The sequence below is a fragment of the Shewanella submarina genome (assembly GCF_042646185.1).
In the GTDB taxonomy this organism is placed as follows: domain Bacteria; phylum Pseudomonadota; class Gammaproteobacteria; order Enterobacterales; family Shewanellaceae; genus Shewanella; species Shewanella corallii.
In genome coordinates, this window is record NZ_JBHRTD010000018.1 from 806,213 (window position 1) to 829,401 (window position 23,189).

At 51.9% G+C, this 23,189-nt stretch carries 19 protein-coding genes; 13 read left to right on the forward strand and 6 right to left on the reverse strand.

Features of this window, described 5'->3' with window-relative positions; all coding sequences use genetic code 11:
- Positions 1-7: 7 nt before the first annotated feature.
- The 6 genes from ribBA (at position 8) to ACFOE0_RS20635 (ending at position 4,359) form a co-directional block, all read left to right on the forward strand.
- Complete coding sequence (ribBA, locus tag ACFOE0_RS20610; protein ID WP_248934445.1) at positions 8-1,111, forward strand: bifunctional 3,4-dihydroxy-2-butanone-4-phosphate synthase/GTP cyclohydrolase II; 1,104 nt, start codon at positions 8-10, stop codon at positions 1,109-1,111.
- A gap of 168 nt (positions 1,112-1,279) precedes the next feature.
- Entirely contained in the window at positions 1,280-1,756 is a 477-nt protein-coding gene (gene ribH / locus ACFOE0_RS20615; RefSeq protein WP_115135338.1) for a 6,7-dimethyl-8-ribityllumazine synthase, read from the forward strand.
- Between the two features lie 15 nt (positions 1,757-1,771).
- A complete protein-coding gene (gene nusB / locus ACFOE0_RS20620) occupies positions 1,772-2,176 on the forward strand; it encodes a transcription antitermination factor NusB (protein WP_115135337.1) in 405 nt (134 codons plus the stop codon).
- 58 nt (positions 2,177-2,234) lie between these two features.
- The gene (gene thiL, locus ACFOE0_RS20625) at positions 2,235-3,191 is read left to right on the forward strand and encodes a thiamine-phosphate kinase (RefSeq protein WP_248934446.1); all 957 of its coding nucleotides are present in this window, start codon (positions 2,235-2,237) and stop codon (positions 3,189-3,191) included.
- Positions 3,192-3,686, forward strand: coding sequence for a phosphatidylglycerophosphatase A family protein (locus tag ACFOE0_RS20630; RefSeq protein ID WP_248934447.1), 495 nt, complete (start codon positions 3,192-3,194; stop codon positions 3,684-3,686).
- A gap of 487 nt (positions 3,687-4,173) precedes the next feature.
- The gene (locus ACFOE0_RS20635; RefSeq protein ID WP_115135334.1) at positions 4,174-4,359 is read left to right on the forward strand and encodes a hypothetical protein; all 186 of its coding nucleotides are present in this window, start codon (positions 4,174-4,176) and stop codon (positions 4,357-4,359) included.
- A gap of 50 nt (positions 4,360-4,409) precedes the next feature.
- Here the strand turns inward: ACFOE0_RS20635 and ACFOE0_RS20640 are convergent, their stop codons facing one another.
- Positions 4,410-5,333, reverse strand: a complete 924-nt coding sequence (locus tag ACFOE0_RS20640; RefSeq protein ID WP_248934448.1) for a M14 family metallopeptidase — start codon at positions 5,331-5,333, stop codon at positions 4,410-4,412.
- A 553-nt stretch (positions 5,334-5,886) separates the two neighbouring features.
- Between ACFOE0_RS20640 and gltS the strand changes: the two genes are divergently transcribed.
- Positions 5,887-7,110 carry a sodium/glutamate symporter gene (gene gltS / locus ACFOE0_RS20645; RefSeq protein WP_115135332.1) on the forward strand — a complete coding sequence of 408 codons (1,224 nt, stop codon included), beginning with the start codon at positions 5,887-5,889 and terminating at the stop codon, positions 7,108-7,110.
- Positions 7,111-7,183: 73 nt separating this feature from the next.
- Here gltS and guaD read toward each other — a convergent pair whose 3' ends face one another.
- Both guaD and recN read right to left on the reverse strand, forming a co-directional pair.
- Positions 7,184-8,557, reverse strand: coding sequence for a guanine deaminase (gene guaD / locus ACFOE0_RS20650; protein WP_248934449.1), 1,374 nt, complete (start codon positions 8,555-8,557; stop codon positions 7,184-7,186).
- A gap of 259 nt (positions 8,558-8,816) precedes the next feature.
- Entirely contained in the window at positions 8,817-10,478 is a 1,662-nt protein-coding gene (gene recN, locus ACFOE0_RS20655; protein WP_248934450.1) for a DNA repair protein RecN, read from the reverse strand.
- Positions 10,479-10,678: 200 nt separating this feature from the next.
- Between recN and ACFOE0_RS20660 the strand changes: the two genes are divergently transcribed.
- Positions 10,679-11,578 (forward strand): LysR family transcriptional regulator, encoded by a 900-nt coding sequence (locus ACFOE0_RS20660; protein WP_248934451.1) that lies wholly within the window; start codon positions 10,679-10,681, stop codon positions 11,576-11,578.
- A 20-nt stretch (positions 11,579-11,598) separates the two neighbouring features.
- Here ACFOE0_RS20660 and ACFOE0_RS20665 read toward each other — a convergent pair whose 3' ends face one another.
- From ACFOE0_RS20665 to barA, 3 genes are read right to left on the reverse strand one after another with little or no spacing between them, the layout of a single operon-like run.
- Positions 11,599-11,823: a hypothetical protein gene (locus tag ACFOE0_RS20665; protein ID WP_248934452.1), complete on the reverse strand. Its 225-nt coding sequence runs from the start codon at positions 11,821-11,823 to the stop codon at positions 11,599-11,601.
- A gap of 4 nt (positions 11,824-11,827) precedes the next feature.
- Complete coding sequence (locus tag ACFOE0_RS20670; protein ID WP_248934453.1) at positions 11,828-12,424, reverse strand: YjaG family protein; 597 nt, start codon at positions 12,422-12,424, stop codon at positions 11,828-11,830.
- A complete protein-coding gene (gene barA / locus ACFOE0_RS20675; protein ID WP_248934454.1) occupies positions 12,381-15,218 on the reverse strand; it encodes a two-component sensor histidine kinase BarA in 2,838 nt (945 codons plus the stop codon). The genes ACFOE0_RS20670 and barA overlap by 44 nt, the downstream gene beginning before the upstream one ends.
- A 100-nt stretch (positions 15,219-15,318) precedes the next feature.
- On the opposite strand from barA, the gene rlmD reads away from it, so the two are divergent.
- The 5 genes from rlmD (at position 15,319) to eno (ending at position 23,150) form a co-directional block, all read left to right on the forward strand.
- Entirely contained in the window at positions 15,319-16,644 is a 1,326-nt protein-coding gene (rlmD, locus tag ACFOE0_RS20680; protein WP_248934455.1) for a 23S rRNA (uracil(1939)-C(5))-methyltransferase RlmD, read from the forward strand.
- A gap of 196 nt (positions 16,645-16,840) precedes the next feature.
- Entirely contained in the window at positions 16,841-19,048 is a 2,208-nt protein-coding gene (gene relA / locus ACFOE0_RS20685) for a GTP diphosphokinase (protein ID WP_248934456.1), read from the forward strand.
- Between the two features lie 11 nt (positions 19,049-19,059).
- Entirely contained in the window at positions 19,060-19,854 is a 795-nt protein-coding gene (gene mazG / locus ACFOE0_RS20690) for a nucleoside triphosphate pyrophosphohydrolase (protein WP_346347845.1), read from the forward strand.
- Positions 19,855-19,973: 119 nt separating this feature from the next.
- On the forward strand, positions 19,974-21,611 hold the full coding sequence (locus ACFOE0_RS20695; protein WP_248934457.1) for a CTP synthase: 1,638 nt from the start codon (positions 19,974-19,976) through the stop codon (positions 21,609-21,611).
- 246 nt (positions 21,612-21,857) lie between these two features.
- A complete protein-coding gene (gene eno / locus ACFOE0_RS20700) occupies positions 21,858-23,150 on the forward strand; it encodes a phosphopyruvate hydratase (protein WP_248934458.1) in 1,293 nt (430 codons plus the stop codon).
- Positions 23,151-23,189: the final 39 nt, after the last annotated feature.

Genomic DNA, 23,189 nt, shown 5'->3' on the forward strand with positions numbered 1-23,189 from the left:
TCTTACAATGGCGCTACATACAATCGAAGAGATCATTGAGGATATTCGTCAGGGCAAAATGGTAATCCTGATGGATGATGAAGACAGGGAAAATGAAGGTGATCTCATCATGGCCGCCGATATGGTGACCCCGGAAGCGATTAACTTTATGGCGACCCATGGTCGCGGCCTGATCTGTCAGACCATGACCCGTGAGCGCTGTCAGCAGCTGAACCTGCCGCTGATGGTAAGCAACAACAATGCTCAGTTCTCTACCAACTTTACCGTTTCCATTGAAGCCGCTGAAGGCGTGACCACTGGTATCAGTGCCCACGACCGTGCGGTGACTGTTAAAGCTGCTGTTGCCAAAGATGCCAGGGCGTCTGATCTGGTGCAGCCCGGTCATATCTTCCCGCTGATGGCGCAGGAAGGTGGCGTGCTGATCCGTGCCGGTCACACTGAGGCTGGTTGCGATCTGGCCCGTCTGGCCGGTTTCGAACCTTCAGGTGTGATTGTTGAGATTCTGAATGAAGATGGCACCATGGCGCGCCGTCCGGATCTGGAGATCTTCAGTGAGAAGCATGGCATCAAGATTGGTACCATCGCCGACCTGATTGAATACCGCAACAATACTGAAACCACAGTGGTGCGCGAAGCTGAGTGTCAGCTGCCAACCCGCTACGGCGATTTCACCATGGTGACCTACCGCGACACCATCGACAACCAGTTGCACTTTGCGCTGGTGAAAGGCGATGTCACCGAGGATGTACTGGTTCGTGTGCATCTGCCAAGCACCTTTAATGACCTGCTGTTCTCTGAGCGTAATCAGAGCCGTAGCTGGCCGCTGGATCTGGCGATGGAGCGTATTGCCGATGAAGGTGGTGTGCTGGTGCTGCTGGGCAATGAAGAGAGCACTGATGACCTGCTGGCCAAAGTGCGTGCCTTCGAAGCGGAAGATAAGGGCGCTCAGCCAATTGCTGCCAAGTGGCAGGGGACATCCCGTCGCGTGGGCGTAGGTTCTCAGATTCTGGCGGATCTGGGCGTGACCAAGATGCGACTGCTGAGTTCTCAGAAGCGTTACCACAGCCTGTCCGGCTTCGGCCTGGAAGTGACTGAGTACGTTTCCGAATAAGATTTTGTGCAGCCGCCTGTTAACTATTTGTCATAACAGGCGGTCTGCATCATTGAGTCGAATTTAACTTTTTCAGAAAAATTGCATAGAGCTTGGACGAAAAGCCTGTGGTATCATACCGCCACTTTTCGCCCCGAGCCCGGGTGCTATAGCAACATAGGTAAGATAATGAACGTAGTTCAAGGTAATATCGAAGCGAAAAATGCCAAGGTGGCGATTGTTGTTTCACGTTTCAACAGCTTTCTGGTTGAGAGCCTGTTGGAAGGGGCGATTGACACGCTGAAACGCTTTGGTCAGGTAGCTGATGAAAACATCACTGTTGTCCGTGTTCCAGGTGCGTTTGAGCTGCCATTGGCTGCACGTCGTGTAGCTGCCAGTGGACAATTCGACGGTATCATTGCGCTGGGTGCAGTGATCCGTGGCGGTACGCCGCACTTTGATTTCGTTGCAGGTGAATGTAACAAAGGTCTGGCTCAGGTTTCTCTGGAGTTCGACGTACCCGTGTCTTTCGGTGTACTGACTACAGATACCATTGAGCAGGCGATTGAACGTTCAGGTACCAAGGCCGGTAACAAAGGTGGCGAAGCTGCCCTGGGTCTGCTGGAAATGGTCAATGTGCTGCAAGAACTTGAACAACAGCTGTAAATAACAGGAAATTCAATGAAGCCTTCTGAGCGCCGTAAGGCCCGCCGTTTAGCGGTACAGGCCGTATATTCATGGCAATTGAGCGGTAACAACGTCGCTGATGTGGAACATCAGTTTCTGACTGAGCAGAACCTGGACGGTGTTGATGTTGCTTATTTCCGTGAACTGTTTGCGGGCGCTGCAACCAAGACTGCGCAATTGGACGAGATGCTGGTTCCATTCCTGGAGCGTCCTCTGGATGAAGTGGATCCAATCGAGAAAGCCATTTTGCGTTTGGCTGCCTTTGAACTAACCTTCCGTAAGGATGTGCCGTTCAAGGTAGTGATCAACGAAGCTATCGAGTCTGCCAAGACCTTCGGTGCTGAAGATGGTCATAAGTTTGTCAATGGTATTCTGGACAAGCTGGTTGCACGTAAGTAACAGACAAAACGGTATCCTTTGGATACCGTTTTTCTATGGATTGCTCCGGTAATTTACAGTGAAAGAATTTCAACTGATCGAAAATTTCTTCAGCGGACGGGGTCCCCTGCGCCGCGATGTCTTGCTAGGGATTGGCGACGACTGTGCTGTAGTACAACCCGCCGTCAATAAATCTCTGGCAATTTCTGTCGACACTCTGGTGGAGAATGTTCATTTTTTGCCTGCCATGCCCGCCGCTGATCTCGGCTATAAAGCGCTGGCGGTCAACCTGTCTGATCTTGCTTCCATGGGCGCTGAGCCTGCCTGGATGACGTTGGCATTAACTCTGCCTGAGCCAGATGAGCTGTGGCTGCGTCGATTCTCTGAAGGTCTGCTGGATGCTGCGGAATACTATGGTATTGCGCTGGTCGGCGGTGATACCACACGTGGCCCTAAATCTATCACCATTACCGTCAATGGACAGGTGCCGGAAGATAAGGCGCTTACCCGTGGTGGAGCCAAAGCCGGTGACTGGATCTATGTGACAGGAACTTTGGGTGATTCGGCTCTTGGCCTGCAACTGCTGCAGGGGAAACATGATGCCAGATCCGAGCACAGAGAGTACCTGATCGGTCGCCATTACCGGCCAACGCCACGAGTGTTGGCAGGGCAGTGCCTGCGTGGCCTGGCGTCCAGTGCTATCGACCTGTCTGATGGTTTGATGTCAGATATTGGCCATGTGCTGAAAGCATCTGGTGTTGGTGCTGTGGTTAAGGTGGAAGATTTGCCTTTGTCTCAGGCTATGCAGGATACTGTGTCTCCTGAGTTTGCCCAAAGCCTGGCACTGACCGGCGGCGAAGATTATGAGCTGCTGTTTACCGTGCCGGAAGCCCAGAAAGGGGCTTTGGAAACCTCACTGAGTCAAAGTGGCGTTAAGTTTGTCAAAATTGGCCAGATCTGCGCCGGGAACCAATTGAAGCTGCTCAAGGATGGCGAGCCATTTACCCCCGAGAATCTGGGGTTCGAGCATTTTTAAATGAAGTTGTTTGCAAAAGATGAAGCACTGGAGCGCCTGTCACTGGCCAATCCGGTGCACTTTCTGGCTTTGGGTTTCGGCAGTGGTCTCGCTGCCAAGGCACCGGGCACATTCGGTACCCTTGCCGCCATTCCTCTGTATCTGGTGCTGGCTCCTCTGGGGCTGACCTGGTACCTGGTGGCGACCGCACTGGCGGTTCTGGCCGGTATCTATATCTGTGGTAAAGCCTCCAAAGATATGGGGGTACACGACCATGGCGCCATTGTGTGGGATGAAGTGGCCGGGCTGCTGATTACCATGATTGCAGCCCCTGTGGGATGGCAATGGCTGGTTGCCGGGTTTGTGTTGTTCCGACTGTTCGATATTTTCAAACCCTGGCCTATCCGTATTCTGGATGCCAAGGTGCATGGCGGTCTGGGCATTATGGCCGATGATGTATTGGCTGGTGTGTTTGCCTTTCTGTCGATGCAGGTACTGGTCCACTTCTTCGGCTAACAATACCAATCCGCATAGAAGATTGATCTCATCAGAGCCATGTCAGCCATTCGAGTGCAACCCAAATTGATGACGACATAGTGGTTCTATGACTAGACAATTTGGGGCAGTAATCGTGTGGCTGACAGGCTCCCGAAGGGCGAGTTTTAAAGGCCCGCATACTGCCCAGAGCTCGCTTGATTTATCCCGATAGACCTTCACTCGCTCCGATTGTCTCCGTGCCTTTAAATTCTCGCTGAGTGACTAAACTCCTATGTGGATTGGTATAACTATTCCATTGATAAAAACCGCTCATTGAGCGGTTTTTTTGTGAGCGGATAACGGGCCTTGTTCGTACACTTCCCGAGCCACAATATTTGTAAATGAGAATTACTTGCAAATGAGATTCAGTTGCAATAAGCTCTGCAATATCTGGTTAGGCTTGGTCTGAATTCATCGCTCATATATTCAGGCTGGACGACAGGATAACGGACTGGAGGAGGTCAGGATGAGTGCCAGAAAAGCAGGGCTCTGGAATATTTTGCTGTCGATAGCATTTGGCGCAGCCATTGTATTAATGTCGATTGCCGTGGAAGATCAGGAATTTGTTACCACAGCCATGTTGGTTATGGTGGGCATATGGTTTGTCCCTTTCGCCTGGTTGGCCAGCCGGGGACAGGCTGATGAGCATTAATGCGATAACCAATAGCGGGAAAAAAGGAGCCTTCAGGCTCCTTTTTCAGTTTATTGCTTAAGCTGCGCCAGCACGTAATCCAGTCCTGCGGTTACGGCTGCGACCTGGGCATCATTACACTCGTCGTCGGTGACCTTGGGGCTGTCCGGGTACACTTCTGTCGTGGTGCAGTATTCGCTGTCGGTCACACCTGCGCACAGGCCCAGCTTCTTCACCGGATAGTTGATGACACCTTCCTGTTCGACCGGCGCACCAATAATATTGCCATTGCTGTCTGGTGGCGCGATGTGGGTCACTTTGCGCACTGCGTCGATCATGGCTTTCTGGAACCCTTCCTGAGGATTCTCGCTGTCGCCGACCAGATAGAAACCATCAGGCACGATATCAGGCTCATACTCTTTACCGTCACGGGCGGCCAGAGCAGGGCGGAACTCGCCTTCGTCAGAATCTGTGGTTTCGTGCAGGTCGATATGGATCAGGAAGTCTTTGCCATACAGGGCAACCAGAGACATAAGGCCTGCCGATTCTTCTGCCGGGCTGTTTTCCACAAAGGAGCGGTTGGGATCTACTGCATTAGGGTTCCAGCGGTTGATGACCTCATAGCCCCATGGGCTGATACAGGGGGCAATCAGCAGGTTGAAGTCATGCTCGTATTCGCAAGCACGGGTTTGAGCGAACTTAATCGCTCCCTGCACACCACTGGTTTCATAGCCATGTACACCGCCGGTCACCAGCACTTTGGGTTTGTGCTCATCCCAGTTTTTGCTTTTCAACGCCAGCAGTGGAAAACGGGTTTCATCGTAGCTCAGTGCACCATACTGAATGACATCAAATTTGTCGGCCAGTGCATGGATCTTCTCTACCACTTCTTTGTGATAGCTGCGCTTTACGGTAATGGATGCCAGCCACTGGGCTTTTTCCTGCTCACCCCAGGGCATGCCCGGCGTTCCGATTGGGTAGAATGCTGTGCTCATTTTGGTTCTTGTTCTTGAGAATTTGGTAGGGAAAGCATACGTACCCAGAGTGCTGAAAACCAGCCTCATTAAGGAATTATTACTTATTGGAAAGCACTGAGTAAGCCTGGCTTTGCTATATTCCACTCCGTCAGCAGTCAGTCTTGTCCCGGCCAACAATATTCTCTGTCTGAAATGCCTTGAATGTTAGTATTTGCTAATTATCATTTGCCCGTCTGCAGAGTTTCCTTCCGGCATCAGAATCCGCACTTTTTACCCCCTTAATGGATGCGTTTGTTTTTGAAATGTGTTCATGTTCTGCGCTTGGTGCGTTTTGGTTTTGATGTTGCGATCAGAATGGGTTGGAAATTAACAAGATTTTGCCGGAATTTTGAAATAGATCAGGAAGTTGACTAGTTGATTGTCATTTATCATTTAATCGTGATTCCATAGTGAATTCGCAAATGACGATATACCAATTGACGGCACACGGCCCCTTAAGGGAGCCAGTACATGGAAGAATGCAGAATCAGGTATCAGGGAGGAGAGTATTACAACAACTAAATGAGGTACTATGAGTCATGTAATTTCCGTCGGCCCGCTGGAGTCCTTCCTAATCGCTATCAGCGTACTTTTCCTGGGTCACAGTATTAATGCCAAGCTGCCAGTACTAAAGCGTTTCAATATTCCTGAGCCCATTGTGGGTGGTCTGGTGGTGGCAGCAATTATTACCGCGCTGCACTTTAATCACATAGAGCTTAAATTCGACCTGCCATTGCAGAACACCTTTATGTTGATGTTCTTCGCCACTGTGGGTTTGTCTGCCAACTACACTCAGTTACTAAAGGGTGGCGCCAAGGTGTTTGTATTCCTGGCTATTGCTTCCCTGTTTATTGTGGTGCAAAACGCTGTGGGTGTTTCCCTGGCGACCATGCTTGGCCTGGACCCGCTGATGGGCTTGATTGCTGGCTCAATTACCCTGACAGGTGGACATGGCACCGGAGCAGCCTGGTCACAGACCCTGTCTGATATGTATGGCCTGCACAATACCCTTGAGATCGCCATGGCGTCAGCCACCTTTGGTTTGATTATGGGCGGTATTATCGGTAGCCCGGTTGCTCAGCGTCTTATCAAAAAGCACAAGCTGGAGTCTGAGTATGGCTGTGGTGACAAGTTGCAACCACACCCGGAAGTGGTGACCTATAACGAAAACGAAGAGGATAAGGTGACCGCCAAGAAGGTCATCGAGATGCTGTTTATCATGATCCTCTGCGTAACCGGCGCCAAGTATCTGGAGCAGTGGGTGAGCGGCTTTGAGATCTCCTGGCTGACGATTCCTGACTTCGTCTATGCCCTGTTCATTGGTGTGGTGGTGACCAACGTATTGGAGGTCACCAAGACACGCCATATCGATACTGAAACCATTGATATTCTGGGCACTGTGTCGCTGTCGCTGTTCCTGGCTATGGCACTGATGAGCCTGAAGCTTTGGAACATCTTTGACCTGGCAGTGCCATTCCTGATCATTCTGGCGGTACAGTCAGTGGTGATTGGCCTGTTTACCTACTGGATCACCTTCAAGATGATGGGCAGTAACTATGACGCTGCCGTGATGGCCAGTGGTCACTGTGGGTTTGGTCTGGGGGCAACGCCAACGGCGGTAATGAATATGGGCTCAGTGGTGAATCGCTATGGTCCGTCACCTCAGGCGTTTATGGTTGTCCCTATTGTGGGCGCCTTCTTTATCGACATTGTGAACCTGATTATCCTGCAGGCCTATCTGTCTGTGATGGGTTAACATCTGCCTTAAAAACAAAAAGGAGCCAATTGGCTCCTTTTTTGTGTTTGGCTCATATCAACTCAGACAAGCCTCAGGCGTCTTTGTTGATCACCTGCTTACCCTGAACATACACCTTGCGCACATTGGTGCGGCGGTTCAGGGCAATAATCTTCTCGAGTCTGTCTCTTGGGGTATCCAGCTCAGGAATCACAAACAGATCTGAGTCAGGCGCCTGAGTATCGATAATCAGGGCATCGAAAGCATACTCAGGAGCGAACAGACCTACCCTGGTATCGATTGCCAGGCCGCCGCCGACAGTGGCCATCCAGTAAGACTCCAGGAAGCTGATGCGGCTACCGGCTTCGCCACGCTCAGATGCCGGCAGATGGGTATTGGTACCATCTTCGCGGACACGGGAGTGGTTAACTGCATCCAGACAGGTATGGAACACAGAAGGTACAGGTGCCCCTGAGATGTCGGTTCCCAGACCCACATGCAGATCTTTATCCAGGATCTCGCGGGTCTTCATGGCCGCGTTGGCAAAGTACATATTGGACAGTGGGCAGTGGGCGATGCTGGCACCGGTTGCCTTAATGGCGTCACAGTCGTCATCACTCAGGAAGATAGAGTGCGCCAGTATGGTTTTGCGGGTCAGCAGCCCCATCTCCTGATAGATGGCCACATCACTCTTGCCATAGTGCTCCAGACTGTAATCCCGGGCCCAGTCGCTCTCGGAGCAATGGGTCTGTACATGGCATTGGTACTTAGTTGTCAGTTCGCCAAGACCCTTCAACATTTGAGGGGTGCAGCTTGGGACAAAGCGTGGGGTGACCACAGGGGATACCAGACGCTGCTCGTTGCCCGGCAACGCCAGAACATCCTGAATAAATTGCTCTGTATCAGCCAGCCCCTGAACTGTGTCTTCCAGATAGTAATCGGGACACTGACTGGCATCATCCATATTGATTTTACCCACGAAGCCACGTTGTCCCAGCTCCAGACAGGTTTTTGCCAGGGTGACAGAAGCTTCATTGTGGATGGTCGCGAAGTACACGGCACTGGTGGTGCCATTGGCGAGCAGAGTCTCTACTGCACTGCGATACATAGGCTGGGCAAAGCTGTTATCGGCAAATTTGGCTTCCAGCGGGAAGGTGTAATCCTGAAGCCAGTCGTACAGCGGCAGGTCCAGTCCTTTGCCAGCCTGAGGCCATTGTGGGGCATGAACATGCAGGTCTACCATACCTGGCATCAGGTATTGGGAATCAGTCAGGCGGGTCAGTTTCCCGGTTTGCTCAAGCTGCTGGATATTGGCGGTGAATCCGCTGTCATCATCCGTGGTCACAGACAGGATATTGCCCAAATTGTCGATGCATACCAGTGCCTGCGGCAGGTATTCAAAATCGCCTTTAACCGGCGTATGGAAAAGCTGTCCCAATACAGCAAATTGAACTTGGTTCAGGGTCATCTTGGTACTTTTTGTTGAGGGTATCTTTATGGCGCGAAGCATACAGCAACTGCATATATCAGTTATTCAGAATGTGAGATGTGTGGGGGCTGGATCACACTTGGCGTGAGTTATTGGTCAGCTAAGTAGTGAGCTCACTAATTGGGTTAACAAGATACGTGCAGCTGAACTGATGCGCCGACCATACTTAGGAGAGGGCTGGAGAGGTGAGCGAGAAAACAATAAGCCCGCAAGGCGGGCTTAACTGGATAGCTGAAGCTTAATGCTGCAGCAACTCTTTGGCATTGGCCAGTGTATTGGTGGTGATGGTATCGCCGCCCAACAGCCGCGCCAGTTCTTCGATACGCTGATCGGCATCCAGCGAAGTCATGGAAGTCTCAGTTTGACCCCCTTTATTGGCTTTATTGACGAACATATGTTGATGTCCGTTACCGGCAACCTGAGGCAGGTGAGTTACACAAAACACCTGAGTGGACTCACCCAACTGTCGCAACATGCGACCAACAACAGCGGCCGTCGGGCCGGAAATACCCACATCTACTTCATCGAAAATCAGGGTTGGAGTAGAGACCTTGCGCGCGGTAATCACCTGAATCCCCAGTCCGATTCGCGATAGCTCGCCCCCTGAGGCGACTTTGGAGATCGGTTGTAGTGGCTGACCCGGGTTGGTGGTCACCAAAAATTCGACACTGTCTGAGCCAAGGGGTGACATGGTCTGCTCGCAGAAATTGACGTCGATAGTGAATTTGCCCTTGGGCATATTCAGCTCTTTGATCGATTGGGTTACCAATTTATCCAGCTCTTTGGCATATCGGCTGCGACTTTGGCTCAGCTTTTGCGCCTGGGCGATATAGGCCTGACGGCTGGCCTCAAGCTCCTGCTCTATCCCTTCAAGCTTGCTGTTGTCGCCATCGATGGCGTCCAACTCCTGTTTAAGCTTGGTGTGATGGGCAACCAACTCCTGTGGCGAGACTATATGTTTGCGGGCCAGTTGCATCGCCTGAGACATTCTTTGTTCCAGTTGGGCAAAGTGCTCAGGATCCAGCTCCAGATGACTTTGGTAACGCTGCAGTTCCGCCGCACTTTCCTGAACAGAGATAAGCGCTTCATTGAGCATATTGCCTATGCTTTCCAGTTCCGGATCATAGTCCTTCAGTTCATCGGCCAGCATAACGGCTTTGTTCAGCAAAGACTCCACATTGGCATCTTCACCTTCACTGAGCAGATACAGACCCTGCTGACAGTTCTCTATCAGGGCACTGCCATTGGCCAGACGCTTGTGTTCGGCTTCAATCTCATCGAACTCACCGGGCTGCAGGGCAAATTCATCCAGTTCTTCTACCTGATATTGCAGCAGTTGTTTGCGGGCAATACGCTCCTGAGAAGACTGTTGCAGTCGTTTCAATTCGGATTGGGTTTGTTTGTATCTCTGATAGGACTTGGCAACATTTTCCAATAACAGCTTATGATTGGCATAGCTGTCCAACAGGGTAAGTTGATGCTCACTTTTCAGCATGGCGTGATGGGCGTGCTGGCCATGTATACCAACCAGTAGCTGACCCAGCGACTTGAGTTGTTGCAGGGGAACCGGGTTGCCATTGATATAAGCGCGGGAACGACCATCGGCGTTGATGGTGCGACGCAGGATGCACTCATGCTCGGCGTCCAGGTCGTTGTCTTCCAACCAGCGTTTGGCCAGGGGGATATCATCAACAGAAAAGCGGGCGCTGATTTCAGCTTTACCGGCACCGGGCCGAACACTGGATGCGTCGGAGCGATTACCCAGGCAGAGACCCAGGGCGTCGATGGCGATGGATTTACCTGCACCTGTTTCACCGGTAATACTTGTCATACCGGGGCGAAAATCCAGCTCGAGAAAGCGGACAATGGCATAATTGTTGATGCTGAGTTGGCAAAGCATAGTGATTCCCCGTGGAATACGCTGATTGACTAAAAACAATGCAAACACTGTATTGATACACAGTATATACTGATTTTATATACAGTAAACTACTGGATGTGAATTTCCTCTCCTTGTGCCGGAGAAGATTTGATTAACTTCGCATTTTCAGGGGTTTATTGTCTAATTCTAATTCATGGTTTAGGTGTGAGGAGAGGCTGTTGACCGTCACCAAAGTGAATGATTTGGAACTTATCTACCTGTTCGTGCACGTAGTAAACGCCGGCAGTATGTCAGCTGCTGCGCGCAACTTAGGGGTGCCGGTAGCAACCGTAAGCCGTAAACTGGCCAAACTGGAAGCGGTGCAGGACAGACACCTGTTAATGCGCAATACCCGTAAGCTCAGGCTCACCGAAGAGGGGCTGATCCTGTTTCAGCGATACTGCAGTGTGGTCAGCCAGTTTGATGAGCTCAGCAGTGAACGCAGCGACAGACCCGAGGGAACCCTGAGACTGGCTGCGCCTATTGCGATTGTGTCCATGGTCTTAATGCCTGCCTTCAACGAGTTTTGCCGGCGTTACCCTGATATTCGATTGCATATCAGCCAGTCCAATCAGGTGGTCGACCTGATTGACGAAGGAGTGGATGTGGCGATCGTGGGGGGGCGACAACCAGACTCGTCCTGGATCTCCAAAACCCTTGGAGTACTGGACTATAAGTTGATGGCCTCTCCCAACTATCTGGCTGCCAATGGCAGACCTGAACATGCCAATGATCTGTCCAATCACAGACTCATCAAGGTGTGGCCTTTGTATAACTGGCATCTGAAACACCCAAATGGTGAGAACTTTTTCCATGAAGGCGCAGGGCACTTAACCCTGTCTGATCTGCATGGCGCTATCCGTTCGGCGGTTGATGATGGTGGCATTCTATATGGGCCGGAATTGTTCGCCAAAGGTCAGTTGGAGCGGGGGGAGCTGGAGGTGTTATTGCCCCAATGGATTGGCGAGCAAAGGCGTATATCACTGCTTTATCACCAGCGCATCCATCAACCTGTGAAGGTGAGACTGTTTCTGGAGTTTATGCAACAGCAGGCGGAAGAGTTGTTCGCCATGTCTTGAATGCAGTAACAAGCTGCTGGCTATCTGCGTGAACGCAGCATAGTCGAACCTGGGGAAGTGGCTGGCGGGATGGTGTGAGAGCGAACCTCGGGAATGACCCCGAGTTCACGGTAAAACTTAATCACCCGCTTAAGCTCAAACAGCGAGCCCAGGCGGGTTTCATCACCTATGGCCAGCTTCCAGCGATCAGTTTTGCCTGAATCATTGGTGAGCATGTATCCATCGATGATGAGCTTATGGGACATGGTATCAGTCTGCCGATATGCCGATATTGGACACGCCGGACGCGATAATGTCTTTGCGCAGTTCCTTCACCAGCTCAGCACTGATAGGGTTCTGCTCGATAATATCCAGCAAAGAGGACTGGAGTTCTCGCTCTTCCTGCATGATCTCCTGCTCGAAGATAAAGTCATCCAGCGCATCGCCGTCCAGCTCTGTATCTATTGTAGCTTCAATATAGTTGGCTACGGTGGCAGAAGACAGTTTACTGATGTTCACCATGTCATCTTCCTGCTTGCCCTGAATGGCACTGAGCAGAGAGGTCAGGGCAACAGCAGCGTCCATCGCCGGGTAAGCGCCGTAAACAACAAAGTCCTCCGGGTCAGGAGTGACAACATCCAGTCGCTCAAGGTGGACTTCATAGTTGAACTTCAGTTTGCGGTCGTACAAAGATTGCCACAGGAGTTCCAGAACAGTAGACAGCACCTGGCTGTCACCAAACTCACAGACCTCTGCAAAAAGCTGATAGTTGGGATACATGCGCTGACAAAGCGCGGTGGCAAACAACTGCTTCTGCAGTGGTTCAAGCGCCTTTAGGCGTTTGAAGAAGCCGGTTTTTTTGGTCATTGGTTTCGTCCGCAGTTAGCTGGGAAATCACATGTTTCGCAGCAGATTCTACCTTAGTTAGTTCATCAAGTAACTCCAGAATTTCCGGCTCGAGGTCACTGATTTCGGTATTGTGTTTCAGGGCTGACTCTATCTCCTGACACAGTTTGCGGGTGTTTGGCACGCCACAGTAACAACTGGCACCATGAAGCTTGTGCACTGTGGTCAACATGGTCTGCTGGTCATTGTCCTGCAGGGCTTTTTCAATCTGTGTACCTGTTTGTGGCAGGCTGTCGAGCAGCATGGTGAGCATTTCCAGCGCCAGGTCTACTTTTTGATTCGACTGTGCCAGGCACTGCTCCCAGTTCAGGGTTTGCAGGTCAAACTCGGAAAATTCAGGTCGGGTGATCCAACGGGTTATCACCTCTTTCAATGCCGCTTCATCAATGGGCTTGGGCAGGTAGGCATCCATCCCGCTGCTCATAATGCGCTGTCGCTCTTCTGCAATGGCGTGTGCAGTTACCGCAATGATGGGTGTTCTGCGATTATTGGAATTCATCCGGATACGACGGGTCGCGGTAATACCATCGGTACCCGGCATCTGAATATCCATGAAAATCAGGTCGAACTTATGGGCCTGGGCTTCGCTGATCGCCTTGTCACCACTGTTGACCGTCACCACATCTGTCACCAACTCATTGAGCAGGGTATCCATCAGCTTGAGATTGGCCGGGTTGTCATCGACGGCCAGCACTTTGAGCTCATGCTTTTGATGTGCAGCGGCGACCGGGCTTTCCACATTGACAAAGGAGTCGCCCAACTGGGTAAACAGCAACGCCCGGGCCAGCACATTGTCACCTACTGGTGGAGTTAACAGCTTGTCAGCCAGACGGGTGCAGTTTTCCGGCAGCATCTGTTTGCTGATGCAATCATCCAGCAATATCAGTTTGCCGACTCTGGGCTTGAGGGTTTCGACAGCTCTGCTGATGCTTTCGGTATCGGGGAAGCCAAGACAGCTGAGAATGGCTATATCCACCTGAGGCGCATCTTCAATCAGGTGGCAGAGGGCTGCGTAGTCGCTTACCGGCAGCAGTTTCATGCCCCACTTGCCCAAACGGTTGGACAGTACCTGCATACTCAGACTCTTGGGCTGGAACAACAGGACCTGAGCATCCCTTAATTGGGCAACCGACAGGCTGTCGCCAATGGGGAATTTGGCATTGAGCAGGGGCAGGGTAAACCAGAATGAAGAGCCTTTGTGCTGGACCGAGTTAAAGCCGATCTGACCGCCCATCTGGTTAATCAGGCGCTTGGTGATCACCAGTCCCAGGCCTGTACCACCGAAGCGGCGAGAGATAGAGGAGTCGGCCTGACCGAAGGCCTGGAACAGGAGTTCCTGATGGTCTTCACTGATACCGATACCTGTGTCGATAACTTCACATCTGAGAGTGACTTTATCACCGGTTTCGCCCACCAGTTTGATATTCAACTGAACACTGCCTTCATCGGTGAATTTGATGGCATTGCCCACCAGATTGGTAATGATTTGTCCGACGCGCATGGCATCGCCACTCACCCCTTCGGGTACATCATCATTAATATTGACCACCAACTCAAGGCCCTTTTCCCGTGCGCTGCCAGCCAGCAAAGCCAGGGTGTCATCCATCAGATCCCGCAGGGCAAATGGCATATTCTCCAGCACCATTTTGCCGGCTTCCAGTTTGGAGAAATCGAGAATGTCGTTAATGATGCCAAGCAGGTTGGCGGCGCTGCGCTCAATGGTACGAATATATTCAAGCTGACTGGCGTGAAGAGGGGTCTTTAATAACTGACGGGCAAAGCCAATCACACCGTTCAGCGGGGTTCTGAGTTCGTGGGACATATTGGCAAGGAACTCAGACTTGATACGGCTGGCTTCCAGGGCGCGCTTTTTGGCAAGATCCAGCTCCACGTTCTGGATCTCAATCTGTTCCAGGGTTTCCCGCAAATCCGATGTTGCCTGGTCAATATTCTGTTGCATTTCATCATGGTATTCCGACAGGGAGGACGCCATGGCGTTGATCCCCCGTTTCAGCAGATCCAGCTCACCAATCAGGTTGCCTTCAAGTCGGGTGTCCAGCTTACCCTCTCGGATTTTCGCCACGACTTTTACCATTTCGGTAATAGGGTGGGTCACGTTCTTAAGCAGGCGGAAGGTAAACAGCAGATTCAGCTGTACGCCAACCAGCACGATAATAAAGGCGGCAACGGCAGCTCTGTGATATTCCAGCAGGGTTTTTTCTTTGTTGAGCAGCAGGGCGATATACCCCAGGTACCTCGGACTGTCCGGCTGGCCCTTGGCGCCCTGAGAGGGCTCAACAATTCTCAGTTCACCCGGTTTATACCCCTCATAAATAGGCGTACGCATGATGACGGTATCGCCCAGGGTTTCATGCTCTGTATTCAGCAGCTCGGCCACATTGCCGGGATAGCGCATCACCTCAAAGTCTTTGTGATAGTGGGAGGTGATAAACAGTTGATTGTTCTTGTCGAAAATTGCAATGGATTTGACCAAAGGGGAACGACTTAATTGGGCACTGGCTAACAGGCGTTTACTGGATTCTCTGTCGTTGTTTTCCAAGCCCACTTCGGAAGCGATGGCCAATGGCTCGATAATATTGCTTCCCTGTTCAAGCAGGGTTTCTTCGAGCTGATAAAATCTGTCTATGGTAAAATAGCTGCCCAGCAGGATCCCCATCAGAATAGTTGGTGCCAAAGCCAGCACCATTACCCAGGAGCGCAGGCTGTATTTGGTCATGTCTTGGGCATTATTCATTGAAGCGGGAAGATCCTTAAACGGACAAATCATTGTAATGGTACAAGACTGCCAGATATTTCGCAGGCTTTACCAGAGATTTATCGATTCTGAGGCCGAAATGGCACAATTTTTCAAAGCAAAACCAAATAGATCCAAACAACTCTCGGCAAAGCTGTCACTCCAGATCACCTCACTGGATCATCTCGGGGCTGGTATCGCCCAGCATCAGGGCAAAGTGGTGTTCATTCCGGGGGCACTGCCCGGAGAGACTGTCACCGCGCAATTAACTGAACAGAAAAAGCAGTACGCCAGAGGCAAACTGCTGAAAGTTGAACGTGCCAGTGACGCCCGTATCAAGCCAGACTGTCCTCATTTTGCCCGCTGTGGCGGCTGCGACTTGCAGCATATGGATGTCGCCGCTCAGCGCAACGCCAAAGCTGACGCGCTGGGGAATATGATGAGCCGTGCCTGGGGGCAGGAATTCAAGGTCGAAGATATTTTGTCGGGCAGTGCCTGGCATTACCGCCGTCGTGCCCGTCTGGCGACCTGGTATGACAAACAAAGCAAGCAGCTGGAGCTGGGGTTCCGTCAGGAAGCCAGCAGCAAAGTGGTTGCGATCGATGCCTGTCCCGTGTTGGCCGAGCCCCTGTCAGACCTGATTTCTCCTCTGCACAGCCTGCTGAATAAGTTGAAGCTGAAATCGACTCTGGGTCATGTGGAACTTATTGAGGTGGAGTCGGGTCGATATGTGGTGATTCGGGTCACCAAAGCCATCAGTGAAAAGGATGGAGCAGCGCTGGAAGCCTTTGCCGCAGAGCACAAGGTAATTGTGCTGTTGGCCGATAATGAGGGCCACTGCTACGACCTTAAAGGTGAGGAAGCCTGCGTCGCCTATCAACTGGATGAACTGGAGTTGGCGTTCAAGCCCGGCAACTTTATTCAGGTTAACGGCGAGATCAATCGTTTGATGGTGGAGCGCGCGGTCGCCTGGTTGGCGCCGCAGCCAGATGAGCGGGTACTGGATCTCTTCTGTGGTGTGGGCAACTTCTCTTTACCACTGGCCAGGACAGGTGCTCAGGTAGTTGGTGTGGAGGGTGTGCCTGAAATGGTTGAGCAGGCCAGAGGCAATGCGACTAAAGCGGGAATGGATAATGTGGAGTTTTTCCACGGCGACCTGAGCGCTGACCTTTCCGCTGAGCCCTGGCTGGGCAAGATCGATAAATTGCTGTTGGATCCGGCCCGTGCCGGTGCGTTTGAAAGTCTGCAGTGGCTCAGCAAAATGAAGCCCGCCAGTCTGGTGTATGTTTCCTGTAATCCATCCAGTCTGGCCCGGGACAGTAAAGTTCTGCAGGAGAAAGGCTATCGTCTGGCTCAGTTGGCTTTGGTGGATATGTTCCCCCAGACTCATCACATCGAGGCGATGGCACTTTTTGAGCGCTGCTGAAATTAACTGCTGAATCTGCAGGTTTTGCACTCAAAACCTTGAATGAATTGTTAAATTCATAATTTTTGTGCGAAATAAGGTAAAAATCTGCGCACTTAACGCCAGCTTGTTTGACAAGCTTCAAACAATGCTGATGATAGGCAGTACAGTAAGGCCTGCAGGACTTTGTCCTGATGTAATAAGGAAGTATGACACCATGGTATCTGTTCGCGAAGCACACTTTAATGATCCGGATTTTCAACTGGAAAAGTGGGTAGACCGTTATGTGGCCGACACCAAAGATGCCGGCATGCTGCTGGCACTTATCCGCCGCATCGATGCCATGGCAAAAGCACAAGAGGTCGAAAGCCGGGAGCTGGTTTCCAAGGCGCGGGAGATGGTGGAGATCCTTGCTCCTCTGAATATGGATATCGAGACGCTGCAGGCTGCGGTGCTGTTCGAGGCCCTTGAAGCCGGGTTGATGGACGCTGAGCAGTTGGAAGAGCTGTTCGGCAAAGGCATGGCTCAGCTGGTTGAAAGTGTTATCACCATGGACGGCATCAGCGCCCTTAAGATTAATAATCAATCCCGCTCTGCCGAGCCGCAGATAGACAATATTCGCCGCATGTTGCTGGCCATGGTCGAGGATGTTCGCGCCGTGGTGATCAAGCTGGCGGAGCGCATCTGTTTACTGCGAGCGGTGAAAAACTCCGATGAGGAAACCCGGGTACTGCTGGCCCGGGAGATCGCCGATATCTATGCGCCTTTGGCCAACCGCCTGGGGATTGGTCAGCTCAAATGGGAGCTGGAGGATATCTCCTTCCGTTATCTGCATCCCGAGACCTATAAAGACATTGCCAAGCAGCTGGATGGCAAGCGGCTGGACAGAGAAACCTTTATCGACAGCTTTGTCAGTCAATTGCAGGCAAGGTTGGATGAAGAACATATCCGTGCCAAGGTGTATGGCCGTCCCAAGCATATCTACTCCATCTGGCGCAAAATGAAGGGCAAGGACCTTGCCTTCGACGAGCTGTTTGACGTGCGCGCTGTGCGTATCGTTACTGAGCGTCTTCAGGATTGTTACGGTGCCCTGGGTGTCGTACACACCATGTGGCATCACATCCCGCGGGAGTTTGATGACTATGTTGCTAATCCCAAGCCCAATGGTTACCAGTCCATCCACACTGTGGTGGTGGGGCCTGAAGGCAAAACCGTAGAGATACAGATCCGAACTCAGCAGATGCATGAAGATGCTGAGCTGGGGGTGGCAGCTCACTGGAAATATAAAGAGGGCACCAGCGGCGGCAAGCAAAGTGGTTACGAAGAGAAGATAAACTGGCTGCGTAAAATTCTGCAGTGGCAGGAAGACGTGGCTGAAAGCGGAAACCTGGTGGAAGAGATCCGCTCCCAGGTATTTGAAGACAGAGTCTATGTGTTCACGCCATCCGGCGAAGTGGTAGACCTGCCGCTGGGCTCCACTGTGCTCGACTTTGCCTACTATATTCACTCTCAGGTGGGGCATAAGTGTATCGGCGCCAAGGTGGATGGCCGCATTGTACCCTTTACCTATCAGGTGGAAACCGGTGAGCGTATTGAGATAATCACCTCCAAGACCCCCAGTCCGAAGCGGGATTGGCTGAACCCCAACCTTGGATATATCCGCTCTTCCCGTGCCCGCTCCAAGATCCTGCACTGGTTCAAACAGCAGGACAGGGATAAAAACATTGTCGCCGGCCGGGAGATGCTGGAAACCGAGCTGTCCCGTCACAACCTTAAACTGAAGGATGCCCAGTCAGCGGTAGAGCGTTTTAACGTGACATCCATGGATGACCTGTTGGCGGCCATTGGCGGTGGCGACGTTCGCCTGAATCAAGTGGTAAACCATATCCAGAGTAAGTTGCGCAACGACGAGCCGACTGAAGAGGAAGTGGTTGAAGATCTGGTTAAGAAGACTCAGCCCAAACCTGCCAGCAAGAATCGCGACCAGGTTGAGGTCAATGGTGTGGGTAATCTGCTCAGCCATATTGCTCAGTGCTGCCACCCTGTGCCCGGCGACGAAATTATCGGCTTTATCACCAAGGGGCGTGGTATCTCGGTTCACCGAGAGGATTGCGAGCAGGTTAAAGAGCTGATGCGTCAGCACCCGGAGCGCACTGTGGATGTGGTCTGGGGCGAGAACTACTCAGGTGGTTATCGGGTTAAAGTGCGGGTTACCGCCAATGACAGATACGGCTTGCTGCGGGATCTTACCTCTGTGCTGGCTTCGGAGAAATCCCATGTGATGGCGATGAGTTCAAGCTCGGAAGTAAAGACCCAAACTGCCACCATTGAGCTGGAACTGGAGCTCTATGATTCCGATGGCGTCTCCAGAGTCCTGTCCAGGTTGGGACAGATTGAAGGTGTTTATGAGGTTCGCCGCAAGTGAGGAGTGACACAGTGCAGGGGAGTAATCTCGACCGTTTACTGCAGATTATGGCCAAACTGCGGGACCCGCAGGATGGCTGTCCCTGGGATCTGGCTCAGGACTTTAAGTCTATCGTGCCTTTCACGCTGGAAGAGGCCTATGAAGTGGCTGACACCATAGAGCGTATGGCCTGGGATGAACTGCCCGATGAGCTGGGCGACCTCTTGTTTCAGGTGGTGTTTTATTGCCAGCTGGGCAAGGAGCAGGGCAGATTTGACTTTGAACAGGTCGCCGGACGTATCTGTGACAAGTTGACCCACAGACACCCCCATGTATTCGGTGAACTCAAGGACCTCTCCAGCGAGGAGATTAAGTCCAACTGGGAGCAACTCAAGGCTGAGGAGCGGGCTGAAAAGGATATGCACAGTGTGCTGGATAATATCCCCAAATCTTTGCCTGCGCTGTCCCGCGCGGCCAAAATCCAGAAGCGGGTCGCCCGTGTGGGTTTTGACTGGGATAACACTGCCGATGTGGTAGCCAAAATCCACGAAGAGGTGGACGAGGTATTGGCTGAGGTAAATGTGCCCCAGCCCGACAAGGCCAGAGTACAGGATGAGATGGGTGATTTGCTGTTTGCCGTGGTTAATCTTGCCCGCCACCTGGGTATCGAGCCGGAACAGGCGCTGCGTCAGGGTAATGATAAGTTCGAGCGACGTTTTCGTCAGGTGGAGCAGTTGGCTTCACAGTCCGGTCGGGAAATGACTGAGCACACTCTGGATCAGCTGGAAGCCTATTGGCAGCAGGCCAAGGCCAAAGAAGCAAAATAAAATCACCGGATCAGGTGATTCTTTGTTTGTCTAAAAGGAGCGACTTTAGTAAACTGTCGCCCCGTCCTAGTGCTTTCTTACAAGCACGAAATTTTCATATTCATTTTCTCAGGTTCAGCATGACTACTAGGTATATCTTCGTCACCGGCGGCGTGGTTTCGTCGTTGGGTAAAGGCATTGCAGCAGCTTCTCTGGCAGCCATTCTCGAGGCACGTGGCCTCAACGTTACCATTATGAAGCTGGATCCATACATCAACGTTGATCCAGGCACCATGAGCCCAATTCAACACGGTGAAGTATTTGTTACTGAGGACGGCGCAGAAACAGATCTGGACCTGGGTCACTATGAGCGTTTCATCCGTACCAAGATGAACCGCCGTAACAACTTCACTACTGGTCGTATCTACGAAGAAGTTCTGCGTAAAGAGCGTCGTGGTGACTACCTGGGTGCAACCATTCAGGTGATCCCGCACATCACCAACGCCATTAAAGAGAAAGTTCTGGAAGGTGGTGAAGGTCATGACGTGGCTATCGTGGAAATCGGTGGCACCGTAGGTGATATCGAATCTCTGCCATTCCTGGAGTCTATCCGTCAGCTGGGTGTAGAACTGGGTCGCGATCGCACCATGTACATGCACCTGACTCTGGTTCCTTTCATTGGTCCAGCTCAGGAAGTAAAAACCAAGCCGACTCAGCACTCTGTAAAAGAGCTGCGTTCTATCGGTATTGCGCCTGATATCCTGGTTTGTCGTGGCGACCGTGCTATCCCCGCTTCTGAGCGCGCCAAGATCTCCCTGTTCTGTAACGTTGAAGAGCGTGCGGTTATTTCTCTGCGTGACGTAGACAGCATCTACAAGATCCCTGCGCTGTTGCGTTCACAGGGTCTGGATGAGCTGGTTGTTAAGCGTTTTGGCCTGAACTGCCCAGAAGCTGATCTGTCCGAGTGGGAACAGGTTATCTACCAGGAAGCCAACCCGAATGGCGAAGTGACCATTGGTATGGTGGGTAAGTACATCGAACTGCCTGATGCTTATAAGTCTGTTAACGAAGCGCTGAAGCATGCCGGTCTGAAGAACCGTGTTTCTGTGACTATCAAGTACATCGACTCTCAGACTGTTGAAGCCAAGGGTGATGAAGTTCTGGCTGGTCTGGACGGTATCCTGGTTCCTGGTGGTTTCGGTGAGCGTGGTGTGGAAGGTAAGATCCTGGCTGCCAAGTACGCCCGTGAAAACAACATCCCATACCTGGGTATCTGTCTGGGTATGCAGGTAGCACTGATTGAGTTCGCTCGTCATGTTGCCGGTCTGGCTGGTGCGCACTCCACTGAGTTTGACAAGAACTCTCCACACCCTGTTGTGGGCCTGATCACTGAGTGGATCGACAAAGAAGGTAACGTTGAACAGCGTGATGACCTGTCTGATCTGGGCGGTACCATGCGTCTGGGCGCGCAGCTGTGTCACCTGATTGAAGGTACCAAGGCTGCAGCAGCCTACGGTGGTGCATCCTGTATCGAGCGTCACCGTCACCGTTACGAAGTGAACAACAACTATGTTGAGCGTCTGGAGAAAGCCGGTCTGGTATTCAGCGGCCTGTCCACCGACCGTAAGCTGGTTGAGATGATTGAGCTGCCAAACCACCCATGGTTTGTGGCTGGTCAGTTCCATCCGGAATTCACCTCTACTCCTCGCGATGGTCACCCTCTGTTCGAAGGCTTTGTCGCCGCCGCCAGAGATTTCCAGAAAGGCGATGTAGAGTAAGACTTAAAACCGGACCCGGTTAGCGGGGCCGGTTTTTTTTGCATTGGGACGTGCAAAAGTCATTGCGAACCACAGGGGCAATAGCTCATCATATTGCCCCGCATCAAATCGAGCAGTTTTCACAAATATCTGCGTTTTCATTAGCCTAAGTTCACGCCATCCAGGGTGGTAAAACCGGTTTTTCCCGGATTGAGCTCAGCGCAGACATTTGTGTGAATTTATTATTAGGACTAAGTCGAGGACATTATGGCTAAGATTGTTAATGTGATCGGTCGTGAGATCATGGACTCCCGCGGTAACCCAACCGTAGAAGCAGAAGTTCACCTGGAAGGTGGTTTTATCGGTATGGCTGCTGCGCCATCCGGTGCCTCTACCGGTAGCCGTGAAGCGCTGGAACTACGTGACGGCGACAAGGCTCGTTACCTGGGTAAAGGCGTGCTGAACGCTGTGACCAACGTAAACGGCCCTATCCGTGAAGCTCTGCTGGGTATGGATGCAACTGCTCAGGCTGATCTGGATAAAACCATGATCGACCTGGATGGCACTGAAAACAAAGACAAGCTGGGCGCCAACGCCATTCTGGCTGTGTCTCTGGCTGCCGCCAAAGCTGCTGCCGCTGCCAAAGGTATGCCACTGTACGCTCACATCGCTGAGCTGAATGGCACTCCTGGTCAGTACAGCATGCCACTGCCAATGATGAACATCCTCAACGGTGGCGAGCACGCAGACAACAACGTTGATATTCAGGAATTCATGATTCAGCCTGTGGGTGCCAAGAGCTTCCGCGAAGGTCTGCGTATGGGCGCTGAAATCTTCCACAACCTGAAGAAAGTACTGTCTGCCAAGGGCATGAGCACTTCCGTAGGTGACGAAGGTGGTTTCGCGCCGAACCTGGCCTCCAATGCTGATGCACTGGCTGTGATTAAAGAAGCCGTTGAAGCCGCTGGCTACAAGCTGGGTACTGATATCACTCTGGCTCTGGACTGTGCTGCGTCTGAGTTCTACAAAGACGGTAAGTATGACCTGTCCGGCGAAGGCAAGGTATTCACTGCTAACGAGTTCTCTGATTTCCTGAAGTCTCTGACTGAAGAGTATCCAATCGTTTCTATCGAAGACGGTCTGGATGAGTCTGACTGGGATGGCTGGGCATACCAGACTCAGATCATGGGCGACAAGATCCAGCTGGTAGGTGACGACCTGTTCGTAACCAATACCAAGATCCTGACCCGTGGTATCGAAAACAGCATCGCTAACTCCATTCTGATTAAGTTCAACCAGATCGGTTCTCTGACCGAAACTCTGGCTGCTATCCGTATGGCTAAAGAAGCGGGTTACACTGCCGTTATCTCTCACCGCTCAGGTGAAACCGAAGATGCCACTATTGCCGATTTGGCAGTAGGTACTGCAGCAGGCCAGATCAAGACTGGTTCTCTGTGCCGCAGCGACCGCGTAGCCAAGTACAACCAGTTGCTGCGTATCGAAGAGCAGTTGGGTGATAAAGCGCCTTTCCGCGGTCTGAGCGAAGTTAAAGGTCAGTAATTTTACCGACTGTTGAAAAAGGCCACCCCAGGGTGGCCT